Below are 19,759 nucleotides of genomic sequence, written 5' to 3'. Positions count from 1 at the left end.
ACCTCCACGTGCGTGGAGAGCACGGCTTGACCTGCTGCGCCACCTGCCCCATCACCGGACCACCTCCACGTGCGTGGAGAGCACCCGAGACGGAGGACTAGCGAAGACTCCTGAGCCGGACCACCTCCACGTGCGTGGAGAGCACCGGATGGCCGCCGCCTCGCCCGGCATGGACGACGGACCACCTCCACGTGCGTGGAGAGCACCACGACGGCGACGTCACCGCGTCGAACAGCTGCGGACCACCTCCACGTGCGTGGAGAGCACCCTTCGCGAACTGGGGTTTTAGGAACGCTGCTGCACGTTTTCGAACGGAACCATGCGGTGACGGTAGCGCACGGGTGCGGTAGATGGCTTTGGCCATCCGAGCTGCGATTCACCCGTTGAGACCAGCTTTGGCGTTAGGCGGTCCGGATTGTCGGAGGTAGCCGTTAACGTGCCGCTCCGTGATTGAGTGTTCTCGTTTTGGGAGGTGCGGTGGCCGACCCCTTGGTTGATCTGCGGCTGTGGGGCAAGGAACGTGGACTTGGGGGAGCTCGGTATCCCGTTGCCTGCCATGGTCTGGACGCCGCTGCGGCGGTGCGCGCGTTGTGGCGCGACTTCGTCTCGTCGGGTCTTCGACGACGGTTGGCTGCGGGCCTTGGCTTGAGCGAGTCGGAGACGTGCTCCGTACTGGAGTTCTGGGCGGCGCTCCACGACATCGGGAAGATCGTCCCCTCGTTCGCGTTGCAGCTGCCGATGCCTCCGGATTTTCCGGCGGATTCGGCGGAGGTTCGGATTCGGCATGACCAGGCGACGAACTTGTGGCTGCCCACCGGGCTAGGCGTTTTGAGGTATCCGTCGCGGTCGGCTCGGTCAGTGGGGCGGCTGGTTGCACAGCTGTTGGGAGGCCATCATGGGCGGTTCCACAGCGTCGAGGGCGCGCGGGGTTTTTGTCCGGGGTGTGGCACGGGAGGTGGAAGCCGAGCGCTGGCCGGGTTTCCCGCCGTGATCGGGCTTCGGCGGGAAACCAGCGCAACGTTCGACCTCGTCGAACCGATCGCACTTCTCGTTGCGGCAGCGCGAGTTTCGAGTTTGCGGTGGGGCCCGGCTTCAGCTCTGGCGCGCTCGCGCGAGCGTGAGCAGACCGCACCCGTAGGCCTTCGCCGGGCCGATTCCCGCGGCGAGCGCTGCGGTGAGGAGTTCGGCGTCGGTGACGACGAGGTGCCCGTCGAAGCGCACGGGATCCACCGAGACCTTGTTGGTCTTCGGCGAGCCGGTTTGCCGGCCGGTGAGGCGCGGACCGGGGACGAGCGCGACGTCGGGTCGCGCGTCGGAGCCTGCGGGGATGATGAAGCCGTTGCGGTCGCCCTGGTTGACCAGCCAGGCGAGCTGCGCTTCGGGTTTGATGATGGGGTAGCGGTTGTCGCGGCGACCGGCGCGCCCGGATACGCGCTGGTCTTCGTAGCGAAGGCGTTTCGTGGGGTTCGCCGCCAGGCGGAACGCGAGCTTGCGCCCGGGCTGGACGGCATCGAGCACGGGCGCAAGCTCCTGGACCTCGGCGGGTTGGTCGAGGTAGTCGCCGAGGTGGTCCCAGTCCGGGCGAGTGCGGCTCTGGACGTAGAGGGCGAAGCCGCGGTCGGCCGAGTCCAGTCGCCACAGCACCGCGTGTTCGGAGCGGGCGCGCTTGTCCTGTTCGGTGTCCGGGAATCCGGACATGACGGTGCGGTGCATGTGCTGCAGGTCGCCGTGGTCGCGGCGGAACCGGTGCGAGGTGGTGTCGGGCGTGAGTCGGCTCAGGTACACAGGTGTGCTCCGGCGTGGATCATCGATTCGGTGAGCTGCACGTGTCCGGGACGCACGGATCGGGTTCCGTACAGGCGGTTGCGCGGGTGGAAGGAAACCGGGACGTCTCGACGCGGTTCGGCGATCTCGTCGTCCGGGCCGGTGTCGATCAGCGTCCGAAGCGAGCGCTCTTCGCCGTGGGACACGGCCTTCGTCGTGCTGTCCCGGTCCTTGGTTCGGTTCTCCAACCATCCGTGCTCGGCGAGCACGTCTGCAGCGGACTGCTCGGTGACGCCGAGCAAGGACGAGTCGGCCTCCGGCGAGACGAGCGGGCGGGCGGGTACGAAGGCCTTGCGCCCGAAGTAGATCGGCCACACGGGGTCGTTGAGCGTGGCGTGCCAGCGCAGCAGTTCGGCCCGGTCCTCGTGTTCGAGGGCGACGAGGAACACCGCGTCGGCCAGGTAGTAGCGGTGGCTGACGGCGGTGCGGTGGGCCTTGCCTTCGGTGTTGGGGACGCGGTTGACCGTGTGGTAGTCGCGTTCCACGAGGCCTTCCCGGTCGACGCGAACGCCCATCCGAGCCTTTGCGAGTTCCTGCACCTCGTCGTCCTTGTCCCGGGCGATGCCGAGCGCGGCGGCGAGCAGGCCGATGACGCCGGACTTGGTGGGTTCCTGCGCGGTGTCGCGGCTCTGGAACCGGGAGCGCAGACCCCAGGACTGCATGGGGGCGTCCAGGCACAGTGCGAGCGTGTGGGTCATGCGGTTTCCAGTGCGGTGGTCAGCAGCCGGGTGCTCAGCTCGTCGATGCCGGTGACGGTGTCCTCGGCCGGCAGCGGGTCTGTTCCGCAGCTGAGCGCGGCGCCGGCCACAGTGCGCAGCGCGGAGTCGCCGTAGAAGCCCCGAAGCTTCTCGAAGTGCTCGAACATCCGCTGGGTGGAGGTGCCGAGGAGGTCGGTTCCGGTGACGGGGCGCAGGAACGCGTTCGCCAGGTTCCACGCGCCGCGGTTGCGCACGGTGCCGAGCAGGGTTTCGGGCATGGTGCGGGCTGCGGTCGTGGTCTGCTTGCCGGTGGGGGTGGTCTCGATGAACGCGCCGAGCCAGGCCTTCGCGGCTTGCGCGACGAGTTCTTCGTCGCCCAGCAGGTTCTTCCGGAGCTGGGTCAGGTCGAGGTTGACGTAGCGGTAGTAGCAGGCGGTGTTGAAGTCGATCGTGCCGATCATGTCCGCGCCGGGCTCATCGTCCTTCTTCAGGTCGTCGACCGCGGTGTAGTAGTCGAACTCGGTCGCCACCGCGTGCGTGGAAATCGCGTGCGCGACCTGCGAAGCGGCGTTGACGTTGAAGTCGCTGTTGTCGGCGATCATGCGGCCGAACAGCGCGATGTCGGCGGAACGGGTCGCGTCGAAGATCCGCTTCGCGGCGGCGGCGACCTCCTTCTCCGGCTTGACCTTGGCGATCTTGACCGGCTCGTCCGAGTCCTTCTTCTTCGACGCCTTCGCCTTTTCGACGGCTTCGGCGATCGGGTCCCAGTTCTCCTCGCAGAAGTCGGCGAGCAGCTCGATCGCGTGGTGGCCGACGAACATCAGGTACTGGGTGCGTTGGGCCTTCTCCACCTTGAATCCGAGTTGGCCCAGTGCTGCTGTGGCGATGGCGGGAGCGATCTCGGTGTCACAGCCGCGCTTGCCGAGTTCCTCGGCAGTGCCGATGACGAGTCGTTTCGTGCGTGACCCGAGGTTCGTCTTCTGCAACCCGTACTCGGTGAACTCGTCGCGGGCGGCGCGCTTCAGCGACTGGCTGGAGATCCGGGCGCGCGGCACCCCGCCGAAGGTGGCGCTCTTGGGCTGGCCGAGGTCGTCCCGGTTGAGGTTGCTGACCGGGAAGGACTGGAGCAGGTGCAGTTCGAGGATCACTGGTCGTTCTCCTGGGAAGAATCGTCGTTGTCGGTCTTCGGTGCGGTATAGCTGTGGAAGTCCCGGGCCCACCGCCAGCGGACGTCGCGAGCTCTTTCTTCGTCGACGTCCGGCCGGAGCAGGACGACCGCGTCGTCGAGCAGCGCCCGGTAGTTCACCGGGATGTCGTCGGCGGCCAGCAGTTGCAGCGTCGAACGCAGGTGGTGTGGCAGCGAGTTCACGTCGGCGGCGAGCAGCTGGCGCAGGCGCTTCTGGGCGGTGCTGCCCGAGCGCTTGCGGTCGAGTTGGCGGAGAGAGGCGCCCAGCGGGGTCCGGTTCCTGCTCGGCTGCGGGTTGAAGGCGAACAACCCGGCGACGAGCAGCCAGATCTTCTCCTCAGCGCGCGGCGGGTCGTGCTCGAAGATGAGCGCGAGCGCCTCGTGCTCGTGGCGTTGGCCACTGACCGATCGCCGCAGCTGGGCCAGCGTGCGTCGTGCTTGTGATGCGGCGTTGCTCTGGTCGTGCGCGAGAGTCCGGGCCAGCTTTTCGAGCTGGGCGATGAACTGCTCGCGGCGTTCGCGGACCGGCGGTTTCTCGCTGGTGGTCATGGTGTCCCGTCTCAGAGAAGATGGCGGCCGATCTGGTCGTCGAAGGTGCGGCAGTGGTGGAACACCGATTTCCGGAACTCCTCGTAGGCCGCGGCGATTTCGGCGAGGTGGCGTGCCTGCCGGTCTCGCAGCTGGGCGACGGCGCGGTCCACCGCGTCTTCGGCGGTCGAGCGCACGGTGTCGCGCCATGCGTTGATCGGTGGCTTCGCCGGTGACCGATCGACGACGACGGTGCCGAGGGCGCGCAGCAGCGTGGCGAACTCGGTGGGGAGAGTCGGCCAATAGGCCTGCGTGAGTCCGAAGTTGTGCTTGGCGCGGCGTTTCGCATCGGTGCTGTGTTCGGCGTGGAAGGCTTTGCGGCACTCGTTCGCGAACTGGTCCAGCGCCCTGCCGAGGTTGTCCGCGAGTGCGACGCAACTGCCCAGGACCTCACCGAGCCAGGGCTGGCGGTTGGTGAGTAGTGCGGCGGGTGCGGGGAGCTGTTCCTGCAGCCAGGCGTACACCGAACCGCCGCCGCTGTCGTCGAGCTGCTGGCCGAACACGCGGATGGTGAACACAGCGTCGACCGGCAGCGTCCCCCACTCGATTTGATCGGAGACGTGGTCGAGGATCTTGGGGCGTTCGTGCTGCCGAGTGTCCTCGGCGAGCAGCAGTTTGCGCGCGTGCCGCCACACCCCGCGGAGCTCGTGCAGTCGAACCGGGTTCCACGGCTGGTCGTCCTTCTTCGACTTCGAAGGTGGTTTCTCGAACGCCGCCATCAGCTCGACCTGGCGGAGCTCGTTCTTCAAGGTGACGCCGGGGGTGATGACGACGCCGTCCACGGTGCAGTCGCCGGACTTGGTCGAGGGGTGCAGGAGCACTCGGCGGGCGGGCCAGGTGAGGAGATCGAGCCATCCGTACGGGGCGCGTTCCTCCGGGCGAGGGTTCGGAGGACCTGCTTCCCACGCGGGCAGATCGTCGTGCGTCGAACTCCACGGGATCTCGTACTCGGGGTCGTAGCAGTGGGCGTTGAGGAGCAGGGTCTCCTTCACGGTGCTGCCTTCGGCCATGACTACGCCGAACCTGTTCCCGAGCCCGGCGGAGGAGTTCTTGACCTTCTCGTACGGAGTTTTCGTGCCACCCGGGTCGTAGCACTGCACGGTCACCAACCAGCGCGCTGCTTCGGCCGGGGTGAGAGCGAGCCGATCGCCTGCAGTGGTGTGGTCGAACAGCGTGAGGTTGCTGCCCACCGCGCGGAACTGGACGAGCTGCGCCACCGGCCGCACGTCCACGGTCTCCAACGCCGGGCACTGCAGGAACGGCCGCTCCGCGTCGAACAGGTCGAATGCGCCGGGCACGCTCTCGATGTATTTGCGCACCGATTCGGCGGGCAGCTCGGGCGCCTCCCACAGGCTTCCCCACGCCTTCCGGTCGCGCGGACCGCCGAGGCCGGCGTGCAGCACGGCCAGCAGCAGCCGGTGCAGGGCGGCGGCGACCGGCGGGGCTTCCGCGTCGATCCACCGCAGATCGTGCGCTTGGCGGAAGACATCGATGATGCTGAGCGTGCGGGAGTCGCCCTCGCGGTCGACCACTGGAATCCACGGTTCGGTCGAGAGGTCGAACGATGGCCGGGTCATCCGTCCTCCTCGATGCGCAGGCCGAGGGTCTCGTGGAGCTCGAAGCGGACGGGGCCGATACGGGAGGCCTCGTCGAGCACGAGTACTTGGTGGTCCTGCAGCCAGCCGGACCGTTCGAAGCACCCGGGCACCGGCAGGTCGCTCACCACCCTGAGAGCACGTTCCCCGAGCTCTGCGGGGTGGATGTGCACGGTCGAATCCACGAGCGCCTGCTGCTCCGCCTCGTCGAGATCGTGCGTGTCGGACAGGTCGACCGGGGTGCCGTCGAGCGCGCGCGGTAACGGCTCGTCCGGGCGCAGCAGTACGACCTCGAACGGTTCGAGCGACACGGTGTCGTCGGTGGTCACGTGCTGTCCTTCCAGGGGGTGTCCTTGCGGGTGCGGGCGGCGATCGTGGGGCGGTCGGTCAGTTCTCGGACGGAGTCCTCGGGGCGCAGCGGAGGGAGGTAGAACCGGCGGACCTTGGACTCGTCGTTCGCGTCCTGGGCGGCCATGCTTCGTTCGGCCTTCTCGAATCGTCGGCGCATCGCCGGGCTCAGGACGTCAACCGGTGCGTCGTAGACCTCGGATACCAACTGGCCGGTTTCGCCGGGCAACTTCAGTTCCGCCCGGCCCCACAGCACGCGCCAGGTCTGCAGCATCGGAGCGTGGTGGTAGACGTTGTGCAGTCCGCGCGCGAACTTCGGCCCGACGTCATCCTCGGGCGGTTGGATCAACGCGAACTGCGGCGCCGGGTTCGAACGCACGTCGTCGCGTTCGTGGCGATGAACGCGTCCGAGCCGTTGGATCAGCTCGTTGATCGGAGCCAGGTCGCTGGCGAGCACGTCGAAGTCCACGTCCAGGCTGTGCTGGAGCACTTGGGTGCCGATCACGATGGCGTACGGGCGCGTCGCGGCCGTCGGTCCGAAGGAAGTGCGCAGCCAACGTTCGATCTTCGCTCGCTTGCTCGTGGGCGTGTGCCCGGTGAGCAGGACGAGCTCGGGCTTGCGTTGCCAGGACTTGATCTCGTGTTCCAGCGCTTCGCAGGTGGCTTGCGCATCGCGCACCAGGTTCCGCACGACCAACGCGCAACCGTCCTGCTCGCGCAGCCAGCCCGCGAGCTCCGCCTCGGCGATGTGGTGCAGAGCCACGGGAGGACGGTTCGCGTTGATCCTCGAAAGCTCGTTGATCGGCACGGAAACCGGAGCGCTGCACTCGCCGGCCCACGTGACCTGCCGGCCACCGGAAGTGGCAGGCCCAGGTTCAGCGTGCCTAGGTGAACGGCCACCGCGTCCCGCGCGCCACTGCGCGATGAGCTGCTCGCGGTGACCGGCGGGCAGGGTCGCGGACATCAGCACCACCGGAATCCCGAACCGCCCGCACCACCACATCAGCCTCCGCAGCAGCGTCGTCATGTGGGCGTCGACGTCGTGCACTTCGTCGAGGACCAGGACCTTCCCGGACAGTCCGGTGAGCCGCACGAACACGTGTCGCGAGGTGATCACCGATTGCAGCGCCTGGTCGATCGTGCCGACTCCGATGGGGAACAGCAGCCCGCGCTTGCGGGTGAACCACTCGTGCCCGTCGTGGGCACCGTCTCCGTCCTCGCTGACGCAGGACGGATCGACCGGCGATCGGCCTTGCACCAGGTTCGGCAGGTAGGGCAGTTGGAGCTCCGTCGCGACGGAGGTCAGCTCCTCGTGGACCTGGGCCGCGGTCGCCTTCGTCGGCAGCGCGAAGTACATCCCCGACAAGCCGAGCCGGTTCACCAACGTGGCCGCGGCCTGGAACCCGGCACGAGTCTTGCCTTCTCCGGTCGGCGCCTCGATCACCAGCACACCGGGTTCGTCCCGGTCCGCGAGCTGTTGCTCGACCGCCTCGTTCAGCGGGCGAGGATCGTTGTGGAACAGGGCCCGGTACGTGGTGTCGGCGGGCGGGGTCCACCGCTTCCAGCGAAGCGTCTCGTAGACGGCCTTTTCCGCCAGGGCAAGGGACTTATCCCGGTAAGCGGTGAGATCGAGCTCTTTCAGCGGGGGCTCGACATAGCCGAAGTTGTTCTCGTCGGAGGCGATCCAGTCCGCCACCGACGTCAAGCCCGCGAGGCCCACCGCGCTCGGCACGTCGAGCTTCGCGTTGCGCCAGTCGGCCTCCGCCGGGTCACCGAGCCCCCACAGCCTCGCGACCTCCCGGACCACGGCGCAGCGCAGCTCGTGCCAGGGTTCGCCACCGTGGTGCGGCAGGCGCCCGCAGGCTAAGCGTACTTCGTGGGATGTCAGCAGGGAGCCGTGATGACCGCCGAGGCCGAAAGAGAGTGCGTCGCGGAGCTCGACGGACGCTCCCCATCCGTCCAAACAGCGGCTCAGGTGCACAGCGGTGAGCGTGCCGTGGAAAGTCTTGGAATCGTTCCGCTTGGCACTCGGTTCCAGCTCGGTGAGCAGCGGGCGCACTTCTTTCCCAATGTGCTCGGCTGCCAGCTCATGCCGCATCGCTTGGAAGATCGGGCTGGACTTGCCGATGTCGTGCAGCCCGGCCAGCACAGCGACCCACGCCCTGGGGTCCCCGAGCGGGCGCAGCCCTTCCTCCAAGTCTCGACGCACCTGCGGGCCGAGCAGGACGTCGTACAGCAAGCCGGCGACCGCCGCGGTGTCGATCGCGTGGCAGATCAACGGATGCGGATGTTTCGCTTTCCCCGCCTTGCCCCACGGCCCCCACAGCGGTGCCGTAGGGCTGATCTTGAGCTCGTCCAACACGAGTGATCCTCAGCAGCGTTTCAACATGGTGATCAACTGACGGCCACATGCTGCCCGGCGCCCCTGACACTTTGAGCGGTGTTTCGTCACTCGGACTGGAGAATCCCCCGAATGGATCAACGTGTAGCTGGGTGACGACTACGAGTTCTGGCGCGCGCAGCACGGCTATTCAGCGGCGTAACTCAACGAACTTGTCTGCTGTTGTTCCGGTCGCGCGCTTGTGGCCAGAGGATGGCCAGCGGGCAGTCACCCGCGACGTACGCATCCTGCTTCGTAAGGACTTCCACCTCGTACGGCTGTTGCCGTGGATAGTCACCGATGTGCAGAATCCGCTCGATCCAGATCGGCGTGTGACGTCATCGGAAGACGCCGACGGTCCCACCGAGATCGAGCTCGTCCACCTGTGGAACCCCGATCTCGGTCCGATCGATGCAGGTGTCAACCACGTCCGGGAACTCGATAAGGACTGAGCGGATGTCCAACCTCGTGGTCATCTCCACGACTGCCGTACCGGATTACGTGCGCGGTTCGTTGTCGCGCTGGCTTACCGAGCCGGCACCAGGCCTCTACGTCGGCTCCATCTCAGCTCGGGTACGCGACGAACTGTGGAACCAGGTAGCCGACGCCATCGGTGACGGAGCGGCCGTGTGCGTTCATCCAACGGACAACGAACAGTGATACACCATCACCACTGCAGGACAGCGACGCCGGAGCGCATTGGACTTCGAAGGACTGCAGCGCATCGGCTTCCACGACTCGCATACGCCGAAGGCGGCGAAAACGAACAACTGCTCTTCTAAAACCCCTGTTCGCGAAGGGGTGTTCTCCGCATGCGTGGAGAGCGCAGGCGCCTGCGGTGGGATTCGTCGTGCGGGTCCGGACCACCTCCACGTGAGTGGAGAGCACCCCTATCCAAGAGGCGGGCCTTGGCCGGTCGCGGAGCACCTCCACGCGCGTGGAGAGCACGCGTCGCGGTGCGCTTGGCGCACTTGCTCGGCCAGACCACCCCCTTCGGGCGCACAGCGCAGCAACACGCACCCCAGGGCAGGCAGCAGGACTGCGATGTTGATGCTTTCCGCGGACCGCTCGGCGTGCAAACGAGCTGTTCAGCAGCCTTGGGGAGCTTCCCGTTCAATGGCCGCGCATTCTTGTTCCATAAGAACTCGTCGCATGCATGATGGCATCGGGATCGTCGCTGTCGGTTTCCCACAGCTGCACGAGGTAATCTTCGACGGCATCCGAGACGGCGACGTCGAATGCCGTATCGCGACCGCTGGCGTGCACGCGCACGCGGCACAGGGTGCTGTCGACCTGAACCGGAGTCCGCAGTTCGGGCGAGGGTTCTTGCATCAGTCCGGCTACGCGAAGCTCGCGCTGCGGCACGTGCAGAGAGGTTTCCACGACATCGTCCCACGTTCGCGTCGTCAGTGGTGGAGCGCTGGACAAGCGCTCCACCACCAGACGAGCTGGTCCGGTGTGGATGCCGGTGCTGATGGCGAGGATGCCGGTGGTGGTGGTGACGAGGCCGTTGTCCTGCCAGGACAACCGACCGGCATCTTCGGGGTAGGTGTCAACGTCGAGCAGGAAGAACTGGTGATAGCTCGCTTCGACGGTCCCCGAGATGGTCAACGGTTCCGGCATCTCACCAGTCTAGCTTCCGACCACTTCAACGTAGAAGGGGTCGAAGTTCATCACGCGGTTGGTGCGATAGAACGCGGCGAGTTCGCGCCCGCCTTGTTGGTTGTCGCCCGCGAGGATCATGCGCTGGCTGTAGCCATTGCCGAGGAACGCTCCCTGGTTGGTGCTGGCGAAGGGGTACTCGTCGCATTCCGTCCCGTCTGGGCGCGGCAAACTACCTGGGCAAGCGGTGTTCCGGTTCTTGTTGATGAGTTCGGGGTCGGTTTGCCGGGTGAGTGCGCTGCTGATCGGCGAACCCGGCAGCCCGGATGCCTGCGCGTCAGCGACGTGTTGTGCGAGTTCGCCGTTGTTCGCGAAGCTGTAGGTCAAGGTCGGCGTGTAGCGCGCCAACACACATCCTGCTGCTGCGTTAGGTGTGGCATTGTCGCATCGCACAGGCTCACTGGTGTAGACGGCAGGTTCCGACGGAGCAGCGCCCATCTGCGTGTAGCTGATGGTCCAGCTCGTGCGGCCAGCCACAACGGAGCCGGGCACCGCTGGATCCACAATGGAGTTGGCGGTCATGCTCCCCTGCGGGTTGGTGAGCACCAGGCCGGACGGTGGCGTCGATGTGGCGACCGTGCACCCGGTGTCGCAGGTGGCTTCGGCATTGGCGATGACGCCGTTGACATCGCCACGAGCGCCGACTCGGAAGACTTGAGCGCTGTGGTTCCACGTCAACGTCTTCGGGTCGACCTCAAGGGAGTTGACCACCGACAGGTCGACCTCCCCGATCTGCTGGCCGCTCGGAACTTCGACCACCCGTAGCAGGACGAGCTCGCGGTGACATCCCACGAAGCGATCGATGATCCACGCGTCGTTCGGGTAGTCCCCCATGCACCGTTCGGGGACGGCGGCGGCCATCATCGAGTTCGCGGGTCCACCATCTGCCGGGTTCGCTTCTCGGGTTTCGACGCACAAGGCACGGGTTTCGCCGCGGCTCGCCAGCTCCGGCAGTTGCTCCTGTAACCGGTCGCAGCCCTGCTCATGTGCGGTCGACTGCACCTCCGGAGCAGTCGTGGCCACGGCCGTGCTCGGCATGATGCAGGCACTCAGAGCAGCTGTCAGCAAGATTCCTGGAATTCGTCCTGCACGGAACCGGCTGCGGGAAGAGCCCCACGAGCACGATCGCGTTCGGTTCTCCACTGCGTCCTCTTCTCTGGTCGCGAGAACAACTGGAAACTTCCAATTGGAAACTCGATCAAGATAGGAGGATCACGAACGGCGGAGCGGTCGAACGCTGCTCGCCACACTCGAATGGACTAGCGGATGCCGGTTGATCCTTGCGCTCGCGCATCGGACTCGGCGGCGAAGGTGCCTTCACTGCTGTTCAGGGGGCGAGCCCTACTCGCCCTTCCAGGAACCACACTGGAAGAACGCGCTCGCAGTCGGACCTCGCTCAGCGAAGAAAGCCCCGGCGAACGTGGGACCACCGCCAGACTCGGCGCCTTGTTGACCGCGTCCGGATCGCGGCCCTCGCCACCCACCTTCTTCTGGTCGATGCCCGATCGGTTCCTATGCGCCGTGGCTCAGGCCACTGCCTCTGCCGTGGTCCTGCGTGTGGTGGTGCTCTTCCTCAGCGCGGAGGCGGTGGTGCTCGTCGCTGAGATGTTCGCGCTGATCGGTCCGATCGTCCCGGCGGTCGTCCTGGGCGTCGATGAGATTCTCGCGGATGTTGTTGAGGCGGCGCTGGGTGTACTCGGTGTGTTCGGGGTGCATCGGGAGCCTCCAATGGTTGTTGAGGGTGTGCCAGTTCTGGGTGCGGGTGTTGTCACCGTGGGGTTGGGGACCGAGCGGTAGGTCGGGGTGGTCCGTGCGGACGCCGTAGGTTTCGCGGTAGGCGGCGGTGCGGGTGAGGAGTTCGGCCCATTGCTCGGCGGCGTAGGGGTCGTCGGGTCGGGGTGGGAGGTTCGTCGCCCAGCGGGGTGGGTTGGTTGTGGTTGCGTCGCGGAGTTCGGTGAGGCGTCCGCGGATGGCGTGGTCGAGGTCGTCGAGTTGGCCGGTGTCGATGTCGGGTGGGAGCGAACTCATCCACGGCAGGGCGGGCCGGTACCCGAGTCCGGCGGTGCGTTGGTCGGCGAGGTGGTCGACGAGGCGTTGGGCGACTTCGCGCGGGTTGAGTTCGGTCCGCGAGCGGAGCGCGTGGGTGGTGTCGGTGAGTGCGCGGTCGGTGTCGAGGCCGGCCGAGGAAGCGGCTGCGGCGTGGCGCCAGACGGTGCCCCAACTGCTCCAGTCGGGTTGTTCGGCGTGCTGGATCAGGCCTTTCCAGTGCTCGATTTGGTCGGTGGTCGGTTCGGCTGTGGGTGCGGGCGGTTCGCGGCCGTCGGTGTGGCGGTGGATGCGCCAGGCGAGCAGGGCTGCGGGGTCGCGGGCGTCGTCGAGTTCGTTGAGTCGGGGGAGTAGTCGGTGTGGTTGCCAGCCTGCGCGGGTGGCGTCGTGGAGGGCGCGCAGTAGTGCTTCTTCGGCGGGGGCGCCGAGTGCGGCCGGGGCGTGGATGGCCAGCGCTTCGCGCGCTGCCTGGTCGAGCAGGGAACGCACGAGTTGTTCGCGGCGGTGCACGGTGTCGGAGAGGGGCTGTTCGGTGCGGTGTTTGGTGGGGCGATCGGTTGCGGTGAGCGTGGCCATGAGGGGTTCGCCGAACTCCTCGCGCAGCCGGTCGTTCGGATCGCGGCGGTCCGTGTCGGGGTGTGCTTCGGGCGTCCAGCGGTCGAGGATGTGGTGCCAGGCTTGAGCGCGCAGGTTGTGGCCTTCGGGTGGTTCGCCGAGCGGGCGTGCGGGGTCGGTGGTGTCGATGCCGTACGTCTCGCGGTAGGCGGCGGCATGCCCGAGCAGTTCCTCCCATCGGAGAGCGGCTCGTGGTTCGTCCGGCCGCGGGCCGAGCCCCGTCGACCAGTGCGGCGGGTTGGCGGCGGTGGCCTGGCGGAGTTCTGTCACACGGTCGGTGATGGCTAGCTGGAGCCGGTGCAGGTAGTCGGCCTCGTCGGCGGAGAGGTTGCGGAAGTCGGCGTGGGCGAGCCAGGGAACAGGCTGGTGTCCGCGTTGCTCGGCGCAGGCTGCCGCGACGACGTCGGCGGCCACCGTGGAAGCCGACGCCGGGTCGGTGGCGTTGCGGATGCTGAGCGCGTGTGCGGCGCGTCGGATCGCGGCGTCGGCATCGAGGCCTTCGGCGGCCGCCGCGGCTGCGCGTTCCCACACCCGGTTCCACTCGGGGTCTTCGGGTGCGGCGGTGTGGTCGTGGCGTTCGATGGTGCTGCGCCAGCGGGACATCTGTTCGGCGGTCGGCGTGGCGGTGCGCGCGGGAGGCTGTTGGTTGGCGACAAGGTCGCCGATGCGCCAGGTGAGCAGTGCGGCCAGGTTGTCGGCGTCGTCGAGCCCGCTGGCGAGCTCGGGGATGAGGCGTTCGGCTTGCCATCCGAGGTGTTCGGCGCTGCGCAGTTGTTGGCGCAGTGCTCCGGCTCCGTCGAGGTCGAGGAGTTCGGGGACGTGCTCGGTGAGCACGGAGTCGATGCGGTCGGCGCGACCGAGGTCGGCGACGTGGGTGTGACGGGCAACGAGCGTGCGCAGTGACTCCTCGGCGCCGAGGGACGAGCGGAGTTCTTCGGACGCGGAGGTCTCGGCAGAAGAGCGTTGCAGCGCGTTTTCGAGGACTCCGCGTGCGGTGCGTTCCAGCGGGGTTTCGTGGTGGGAGTTGAGGGTGTGCTCGTGGGTTTCGACCCACAGCCGGTTCTGCCCGCGGGCACGGGTGACCATCGTGTAGAGCTGTTCGCGGGAGATCCCGCGGGTGATGACGCTGTGGGCGGTGTGCTCGGCGGTCATGCCCTGCACGCGGTTGACGGTGGCGGCGTAGGCAAGTTCGACGTGTTCGCGCACGTACTCGGCGGGCAGCCGCACCGATCCGCCGGTGGCTTGGTGGCGCAGCACGAGCGATCCGTTGTCGTGCACACGTTGCACGGTCCAGGTGTCGCCGTTCTTGACGAAGTCGGTGCCGCGGAACAGGGTCTTCAACCGGTCGTTGTGCCGGGTGACGACCCAGTCCCCGGCACCGGCGGTGGTGCCGTCGTGCAGCCGCACGGAACGTTCGTCGTCGACGTGGCCGCGGGCCAGACGCAGCTCGCGGGCTTGCACGTTGAGGTCGACGACGTCGTCGTTGCTCGGCACGATCAGCAGCGACTGGAGTCCGGAGTCCAGGTCGGCGCGCCATGCCCGGTGCGCGGCGTCGCGCATCGTCTCCAGCGATCCGTCCTGCACCATGTTCCTGGCGAAGTAGTAGTTCAGGCCTTCTGGTTGTGCCGCGTGCAGCAGCAGTGAGGCTTGCGCCTGGTCGGGGTCGCGGAACCGCACGACCTCCCGCAGCTTGAGCACGGAGTCGGCGTTCTGGTGCGCGAACCACCGCACCGCGCCGCCGGCTTCGACCGCGGAGAGTTGACGGTGGTCGCCGACCATGCGGACATCGGCGCCTCGGCTCAGGGCGTAGCGCACGACGGTGTGCAGGGTGTGGGTTCCGGCCATCGCCGCTTCGTCGATGATGAGGACGTCGCCGCGGGTGAAGCCGAACCGGCGGTGCGCGTTGCCCAGGTCCAGAGCGGTGGTGACCTGGTGCAGCGTGTGCGGTCGGGCACCGATCGACTGGCCGAGTTCCTGCGCCGCACGCGCGGAAGGCCCGAACGCGTACACCTGCCCGCCTGCGGACCGCCATGCGTCGGCGAAGACCTTCATCGTGGTCGTCTTGCCGGTTCCGGCCGGGGCGACCAGCAGCTGGATCCGACGCCCCGACGTGGCGAAACCGCGCACCGCCGCCTGTTGCGCGTCGTTGAGCTCGGTGCGGGCCAGCGCGGCGTCGACGGTGCCGGAGGTGAGCCGGTGACCATCACGGCGTTGTCCCCACGCGGCCAGCGCGGCTTCTTCCCGCAGTGTCTGGTGAGTGGTGAAGCGTTCAGCGCCGTGCTCGGTGAACACGCTCTCGCCGCTGGCTCTGCGCAGCGACTCAGGTTCCTCCACCAGCGACGGGGCTTGCAAGGCGATCGTGTCCGGTGCGTCGAGGACCGCCTGCACGATCCGGTCGACGAATCGTTCGCGCTCGTCGGCGTGTATGGCTGCGCCTGCGGACTGACGGTGAGCTTCGGCCAGCAGGTTCCACCGGTTGAAATGGCTGTAGTGCTCGGACACCGTCGTCAACGTCGCCACCGCCAACTCTTCGAGCGAACGTTCATCGGAGGTGGCCGGGCGCGCGCCGAACACTCGCTCACCGATCCGGCCCACCACCGCTGCGCCCGCGATCGCTGTCGCTTCCTGGCGCCACCGAGCGACGTGCTTCGCGAGGGGAAGGGACTCGGCGGGTTTCGCTTGGCGCGTCGCGTACTGGGCTCGCCGACCGATCTCCAGCAGCTCCTTGGAGTTCGGTTCGCGGCCGTGCGCGCGGCGATAGGCGACGATGCCGCGCGCCCGTTCCCGCTCGACCGCGGCGGAGCGCTGGGAGAACCCTTCCAACAGCTCGGAGGAGACTCCGTCGAGTTCCCACACCGGACGTTTGAGGTCGATGCCCTGGTGCGGTTGCAGCCTGAACTGCGCGCCCTGTTCCCGCATGAGGTCGCGGATCCGGGAGTTGTAGAACTCGCTGAGCGTCACCGCTGACGCCAGCAACGTGCGCCCGTCCACCGAAGTCCACTTTCCGTCCACAGCGGACTGGACCTTCGTGCTCACTGGTACGTGAGTGTGCAGGTGCGGGTCTGCGGCCCTGGAATCCCAGTGCTCGAACAGCGTCGCCGCGATCCCACGGGTGTCGTGCTGGGCGATGCCACCCGCACCCTTGCGCGTGAACGCCGCCTGCCGTTCCAGGTAGCCGAGCGTGTCTCGTACCGCTCGGCGGTGAGCCTCCACGATGCGTTCGCGGGTTGCCGAGTCGCCCAAGCCCCACGCGACGCTGACCGACTTCGGCGGCGCGAACACGAGCTCGTATCCGGCGGTGGCGTTCTTGAGCAGCCGCCGCTGCTCCGCGCGCCACGCCTCGAACTCGTCGTCGTCAGTGGGTGGGGCGCCGCGGGCCTGGGTGAAGGCCCGGACCTGCACGTCGCGGCGAATGCGCGAGCGGTCGGTCTCGCTGATGGGTGCATTCGCTTCCCTGCCATGGGCCTGGTTGTAGGCCGTGTACGCCTCACGGATCATCGTGCGGAGGTCGTCGATGCCGCCGAAGCGCGGGAACCGGTTGCCGAGTTTGGTCGCCCTCAACACCTCCTGCGGACTCGCACCGGCCGCCAGCAGCCGGGCTTCGATGCCGTTGGCGTCGGGATGACGGCCTTCACCGAAAAGCGCCTGCATCTGTGCGGCGCTGACCTCTCCGGTCATGCCCAACGCCGCGGCACCGGAGCCGAACCACTGCCCGGGCGGGTAGCCGTGCCGGAAGTAGTAGTCCGCGAGCGTTTCGCCGACGTCCAGGTCGCGGTCACCGCACGCGACCCTGCCGACGAGGTACTCATGACCTCCCGGCGTGATCTTGCGAATTCCCATCATGGCGGCACCCGTGCAGGAATGGTCGACGACGAAGCGGTGCGCTCCATGCTTGCGGGTTCGTACGCGATTCCCGAGTGACCGCAATCGATTCAGCACCTGGGAGCACTCCGAGTGCAAGAGGTGCTGTGGGCGAGCGGCGCGGGCGGCGCGAGCCGGGCAGGTAGGGGTGGCCGGGCGGGCGCGGGCGCGGCGCGGTCGGGGTGGTTGGCGCGGCCGGAGTGCTGGCGGTGGCCGATCGGGGTGCGGTGTCTGCGGGGTTCCCGGTGGTGCCCTCCCCGCGGAAGGGCACCACCGGGGCTTGATCAGGCGGCGGCGCGCACCTGGTAGCGGCTGCGTTCGGGCGCGGTGCGCGGGGCGGGCAGCGTGACCGCGCGGGTGGTTCGCACGTTGCGGCTGACCCAATCTTCGATCACGCGGCGGTCTTCGTCGCGCGTGTACCGGGTCCACTCGGCGCGCAACGCGCGCAACGGGTGCGGGGCGTGTGCCAGCCGGTAGGCGCACACGGCGCGGATGCGGGTCGCGCGGGAGGCGTTGACCGGCAGCACGTCCAGGCCAGGGCGTCCGCGTTCGCGGCAGTCTTCGCACAACCCGTCCCGTTGGCGGCGGTCGCATTCCGACGGTTCGACGTTGCACACCAAGCACCGGCCGCGCGCGGGGTGCTTGGCGGCGTCGTCGTAGTCCAGACCGGACGCGTAGACGGTCGGGGAGTCCGGGCGCACCGACACCGCGTCGACCTGCACCGGCTTGGCGGGGGTGTCGTCATCGACGCCGAGCCGGGTCGCGGCGTAGGCCTCCATGAGGTTGTGCGCGCGCTGCGCGGCTTCCTCGCTGGCCGGGTCGGGCAGCCGTCGCAGCGCGCGGCCGATGCTGATGTCTCGGGGGGCTTCTTGGCGGTTGTCCTCGGTCCAGCGCGGCGCGCGCTGGTCAGCGTGCCCGACGGTGACCACCGGGCGGTGCTGGTCCCACTCGGCCGGTGCGCACGCGGCGATGATGTCGCGCACGTCGTCCGCGTCGGCGGCGCGCTTCTGCAACGCCTCGAACCGGGGCCGCGCTACCTTCGTCGGGCGCTGCAACGTCCGCGCGCACTCCAGCAGTGCCGCAAGCTCTCGCTCGGACGGGCGCAGCGAGGTGAACAACTCCACCGCGCCGCGATAGTCCCGACTGTCCAAGCACTCCGACACGGCTGAGAGGAGGTGTGAAATCGGAAGAAAACCAGAAATCTGCATGACTAGACCCCTAATTTGAAAGTTCACCGGGTTTGGCCTCCCGGATTTCCTTACGGGTTTAATGCTAACAAGGCTGAGCTATCTAATCCAGCGGAAAGCTTTTGTATGCACTGCTCGATCGGGTGATGTGTTGTTTTGATTGGGGCGCTGAACTGGGGGGGGGCTTTAATGTACGTGTGACTTGTAATGCCTAGTTGTCGCCGTAAGGCATGCCAAGTGGGCTTGTTTTCTTTGAGGGCGTAGCCCGCCCCTGCTCTTCTTTTTTCCGCTGGCAGCTCACTAACTGCCCGGAGCTGGGGTGGGTCAAGTCGCGCTTAGGGAGAAAGTTTTTGGGTGGGGTTAGGGGTCCCCGCCCAAAAAGTTTCTCCCTGCGACTTGACGCGCCCCAGTGGAGGGCTACCCTCCGCTGCCTTCCAGCGGGAAAAAGGGGAGCAGACCCAGGTGAGACGGCACCGAAAGCCGCCGCCGTCAGGCAGCATTACGACCCGCTCCCTGAAGCGGAGGCTCACACTGCCGTGCTTTCGGGAGTGGTGGGCTTGTCCTGTGCCGAAGGGGACGGCTCGCGCGGTAGCCTGGCCGGGCACTGCGCGCATGGTCAGGTAGACCCCTTCCATGCCGGTGCCGGGCAGGGCGTGTTTTTGGTCGAGCCGCCTCGGCGGTTAGCCCTTCGGGGCTTGCACGCCCTGCCCACCTTCACCAGCACCCGGCCTGTGGCCGCCGGCTGAGAGATGCCTGGCCTGCCCGAACGCCGCACTGCCCAAGCCGGGAACCTTGCTCGACAGCGTTCTTAGCCTGACAAGGCACGCAGATCGGAACGCTGTCTTGGAAGGAAGGCTGTGATGTCCGAAGACATCAAGATCACTAGTAAGCGCCGTCGTCGTTCGACGAAGATCAGCGAGAGGCTCGAGGCTGCCCGCCGTCGCAACGTCGAGCAGCTGGCCGAACAGCGCCGCCGCGAGGCGGAAGTCGATGGTGCCCTCGCGGAGTTCGTGGCAGCAGGCGAGGACATCGCAGCCGCAGACCGCGCTGCCGAGGAGAAGATCAGCGCGATGCAGCGCAAGATCGACGGGGTTCGTGCGGATGTGCGGGCGATGACTGCGGCTTCGCGTGATCGGCAGGCTCGGGCGGCGTTGCGGATTCACGAGGTCGGTGGCCGGACCGTCGAGCAGGTGTCTGAGTTGCTGGAGATCGGTTCGGTGAAGGAGACCCGGCGCATTCTCGCGACAGCCCGCATGGAGGACGAAACGGTGCCTGAGGCGTGGGACGCGAAGTGTTAGCGGCCGTGCAGGTACTGGCGCACCGTCGCGAGTTCGCGACGGAAGCCGCGGAACCACAGCGCTACGAACAGGGCCGCGCTCAGCAGCACTACTGCCACGGTGAGCGAGCTTGGTGGCGTCGTGTCCGGAGGGCCTCCCATCCCGAGAGGAACGGCGGCGGCGCCGATGATCGTGAATCGCAGTCTGCGGCGAGAGGCATCGGGCGCCAGCCAGAGCCGGGTGAGCTTCGCGGTGACGAGACCGGCTACGGCGCCGAGCAACGCCAGGACGGGCGCGCCCAGCAGCCACTCGTGGGTCAAGGGGACCCGTCCCAGCAGGAGTCCGAACAGGTGCGCCGTGGCGCATCCCAACAGCACGCCGATTCCGGACGCGCCGCTGCACCGCAGGCACACGATGTAGAAGTTGAAGCGCACGTCGGGAGGGTAACGCCCGCCTCGGGCACGAGCGCCGAATTTCGTACCCGGCCATGCG

At 67.5% G+C, this 19,759-nt stretch carries 15 protein-coding genes, 1 pseudogene and 1 CRISPR repeat array (1 of these 17 only partly in view); of the genes and pseudogenes, 4 read left to right on the top strand and 12 right to left on the bottom strand.

Translation table 11 applies throughout. The features are described from left to right. Window positions 1-267: a CRISPR direct-repeat array (repeat unit 29 nt; unit sequence CGGACCACCTCCACGTGCGTGGAGAGCAC) (it extends 557 nt beyond the left edge of the window). A 210-nt stretch (window positions 268-477) separates the two neighbouring features. Then, window positions 478-921, top strand: a pseudogene (locus BJ969_RS31000) (CRISPR-associated endonuclease Cas3''); the annotation flags it as partial. A gap of 171 nt (window positions 922-1,092) precedes the next feature. Here BJ969_RS31000 and cas6e read toward each other — a convergent pair. From cas6e to cas3, 7 genes are read right to left on the bottom strand one after another with little or no spacing between them, the layout of a single operon-like run. After that, a complete protein-coding gene (gene cas6e, locus BJ969_RS15805; protein WP_184479673.1) occupies window positions 1,093-1,785 on the bottom strand; it encodes a type I-E CRISPR-associated protein Cas6/Cse3/CasE in 693 nt (230 codons plus the stop codon). Then, window positions 1,776-2,522, bottom strand: a complete 747-nt coding sequence (gene cas5e, locus BJ969_RS15800; protein WP_184479672.1) for a type I-E CRISPR-associated protein Cas5/CasD — start codon at window positions 2,520-2,522, stop codon at window positions 1,776-1,778. Before cas5e ends, cas6e begins: the two co-directional genes overlap by 10 nt. Further along, window positions 2,519-3,670 carry a type I-E CRISPR-associated protein Cas7/Cse4/CasC gene (gene cas7e, locus BJ969_RS15795; protein ID WP_184479671.1) on the bottom strand — a complete coding sequence of 384 codons (1,152 nt, stop codon included), beginning with the start codon at window positions 3,668-3,670 and terminating at the stop codon, window positions 2,519-2,521. Before cas7e ends, cas5e begins: the two co-directional genes overlap by 4 nt. Then, the gene (gene casB / locus BJ969_RS15790) at window positions 3,667-4,257 is read right to left on the bottom strand and encodes a type I-E CRISPR-associated protein Cse2/CasB (protein ID WP_184479670.1); all 591 of its coding nucleotides are present in this window, start codon (window positions 4,255-4,257) and stop codon (window positions 3,667-3,669) included. The genes cas7e and casB overlap by 4 nt, the downstream gene beginning before the upstream one ends. Window positions 4,258-4,268: 11 nt before the next feature. Continuing rightward, on the bottom strand, window positions 4,269-5,873 hold the full coding sequence (casA, locus tag BJ969_RS15785) for a type I-E CRISPR-associated protein Cse1/CasA (RefSeq protein ID WP_184479669.1): 1,605 nt from the start codon (window positions 5,871-5,873) through the stop codon (window positions 4,269-4,271). After that, window positions 5,870-6,220, bottom strand: coding sequence for a hypothetical protein (locus BJ969_RS15780; protein WP_184479668.1), 351 nt, complete (start codon window positions 6,218-6,220; stop codon window positions 5,870-5,872). The genes casA and BJ969_RS15780 overlap by 4 nt, the downstream gene beginning before the upstream one ends. After that, window positions 6,217-8,601 (bottom strand): CRISPR-associated helicase Cas3', encoded by a 2,385-nt coding sequence (gene cas3 / locus BJ969_RS15775; RefSeq protein WP_184479667.1) that lies wholly within the window; start codon window positions 8,599-8,601, stop codon window positions 6,217-6,219. The genes BJ969_RS15780 and cas3 overlap by 4 nt, the downstream gene beginning before the upstream one ends. 191 nt (window positions 8,602-8,792) lie before the next feature. On the opposite strand from cas3, the gene BJ969_RS15770 reads away from it, so the two are divergent. Then, on the top strand, window positions 8,793-9,071 hold the full coding sequence (locus BJ969_RS15770; RefSeq protein ID WP_184479666.1) for a hypothetical protein: 279 nt from the start codon (window positions 8,793-8,795) through the stop codon (window positions 9,069-9,071). Between the two features lie 4 nt (window positions 9,072-9,075). After that, a complete protein-coding gene (gene cas2e, locus BJ969_RS15765; RefSeq protein WP_184479665.1) occupies window positions 9,076-9,279 on the top strand; it encodes a type I-E CRISPR-associated endoribonuclease Cas2e in 204 nt (67 codons plus the stop codon). 453 nt (window positions 9,280-9,732) lie between these two features. On the opposite strand, the gene BJ969_RS15760 is transcribed toward cas2e, so the two are convergent. The 4 genes from BJ969_RS15760 to BJ969_RS15745 form a co-directional block, all read right to left on the bottom strand. Further along, window positions 9,733-10,242, bottom strand: a complete 510-nt coding sequence (locus BJ969_RS15760) for a hypothetical protein (protein WP_184479664.1) — start codon at window positions 10,240-10,242, stop codon at window positions 9,733-9,735. Between the two features lie 9 nt (window positions 10,243-10,251). Then, window positions 10,252-11,304, bottom strand: a complete 1,053-nt coding sequence (locus BJ969_RS30840) for a NucA/NucB deoxyribonuclease domain-containing protein (protein WP_184479663.1) — start codon at window positions 11,302-11,304, stop codon at window positions 10,252-10,254. Between the two features lie 489 nt (window positions 11,305-11,793). Next, the gene (gene mobF / locus BJ969_RS15750; RefSeq protein ID WP_221315836.1) at window positions 11,794-16,782 is read right to left on the bottom strand and encodes a MobF family relaxase; all 4,989 of its coding nucleotides are present in this window, start codon (window positions 16,780-16,782) and stop codon (window positions 11,794-11,796) included. 305 nt (window positions 16,783-17,087) lie between these two features. Next, on the bottom strand, window positions 17,088-17,927 hold the full coding sequence (locus BJ969_RS15745; protein ID WP_184479661.1) for a hypothetical protein: 840 nt from the start codon (window positions 17,925-17,927) through the stop codon (window positions 17,088-17,090). A gap of 923 nt (window positions 17,928-18,850) precedes the next feature. Here BJ969_RS15745 and BJ969_RS15740 point away from each other — a divergent pair. Next, on the top strand, window positions 18,851-19,288 hold the full coding sequence (locus tag BJ969_RS15740) for a hypothetical protein (RefSeq protein WP_184479660.1): 438 nt from the start codon (window positions 18,851-18,853) through the stop codon (window positions 19,286-19,288). Here BJ969_RS15740 and BJ969_RS15735 read toward each other — a convergent pair. Next, window positions 19,285-19,701 carry a hypothetical protein gene (locus BJ969_RS15735; RefSeq protein ID WP_184479659.1) on the bottom strand — a complete coding sequence of 139 codons (417 nt, stop codon included), beginning with the start codon at window positions 19,699-19,701 and terminating at the stop codon, window positions 19,285-19,287. The genes BJ969_RS15740 and BJ969_RS15735 overlap by 4 nt on opposite strands. Window positions 19,702-19,759: the final 58 nt, after the last annotated feature.

The organism is Saccharopolyspora gloriosae, from assembly GCF_014203325.1.
GTDB lineage: Bacteria > Actinomycetota > Actinomycetes > Mycobacteriales > Pseudonocardiaceae > Saccharopolyspora_C > Saccharopolyspora_C gloriosae.
Note: the sequence above shows the minus strand (reverse complement) of the source record. Positions and strands in the feature narration are given on the sequence as shown.

What these genes read in the sequence shown, in the direction of transcription:
- cas5e (WP_184479672.1), bottom strand. Translation starts at nt 2,522, where the DNA reads ATGACCCACACGCTCGCACTGTGCCTGGACGCCCCCATGCAGTCCTGG.
- casB (WP_184479670.1), bottom strand. Translation starts at nt 4,257, where the DNA reads ATGACCACCAGCGAGAAACCGCCGGTCCGCGAACGCCGCGAGCAGTTC.
- casA (WP_184479669.1), bottom strand. Translation starts at nt 5,873, where the DNA reads ATGACCCGGCCATCGTTCGACCTCTCGACCGAACCGTGGATTCCAGTG.
- cas2e (WP_184479665.1), top strand. Translation starts at nt 9,076, where the DNA reads ATGTCCAACCTCGTGGTCATCTCCACGACTGCCGTACCGGATTACGTG.
- BJ969_RS15760 (WP_184479664.1), bottom strand. Translation starts at nt 10,242, where the DNA reads ATGCCGGAACCGTTGACCATCTCGGGGACCGTCGAAGCGAGCTATCAC.
- mobF (WP_221315836.1), bottom strand. Translation starts at nt 16,782, where the DNA reads ATGGGAATTCGCAAGATCACGCCGGGAGGTCATGAGTACCTCGTCGGC.
- BJ969_RS15740 (WP_184479660.1), top strand. Translation starts at nt 18,851, where the DNA reads ATGTCCGAAGACATCAAGATCACTAGTAAGCGCCGTCGTCGTTCGACG.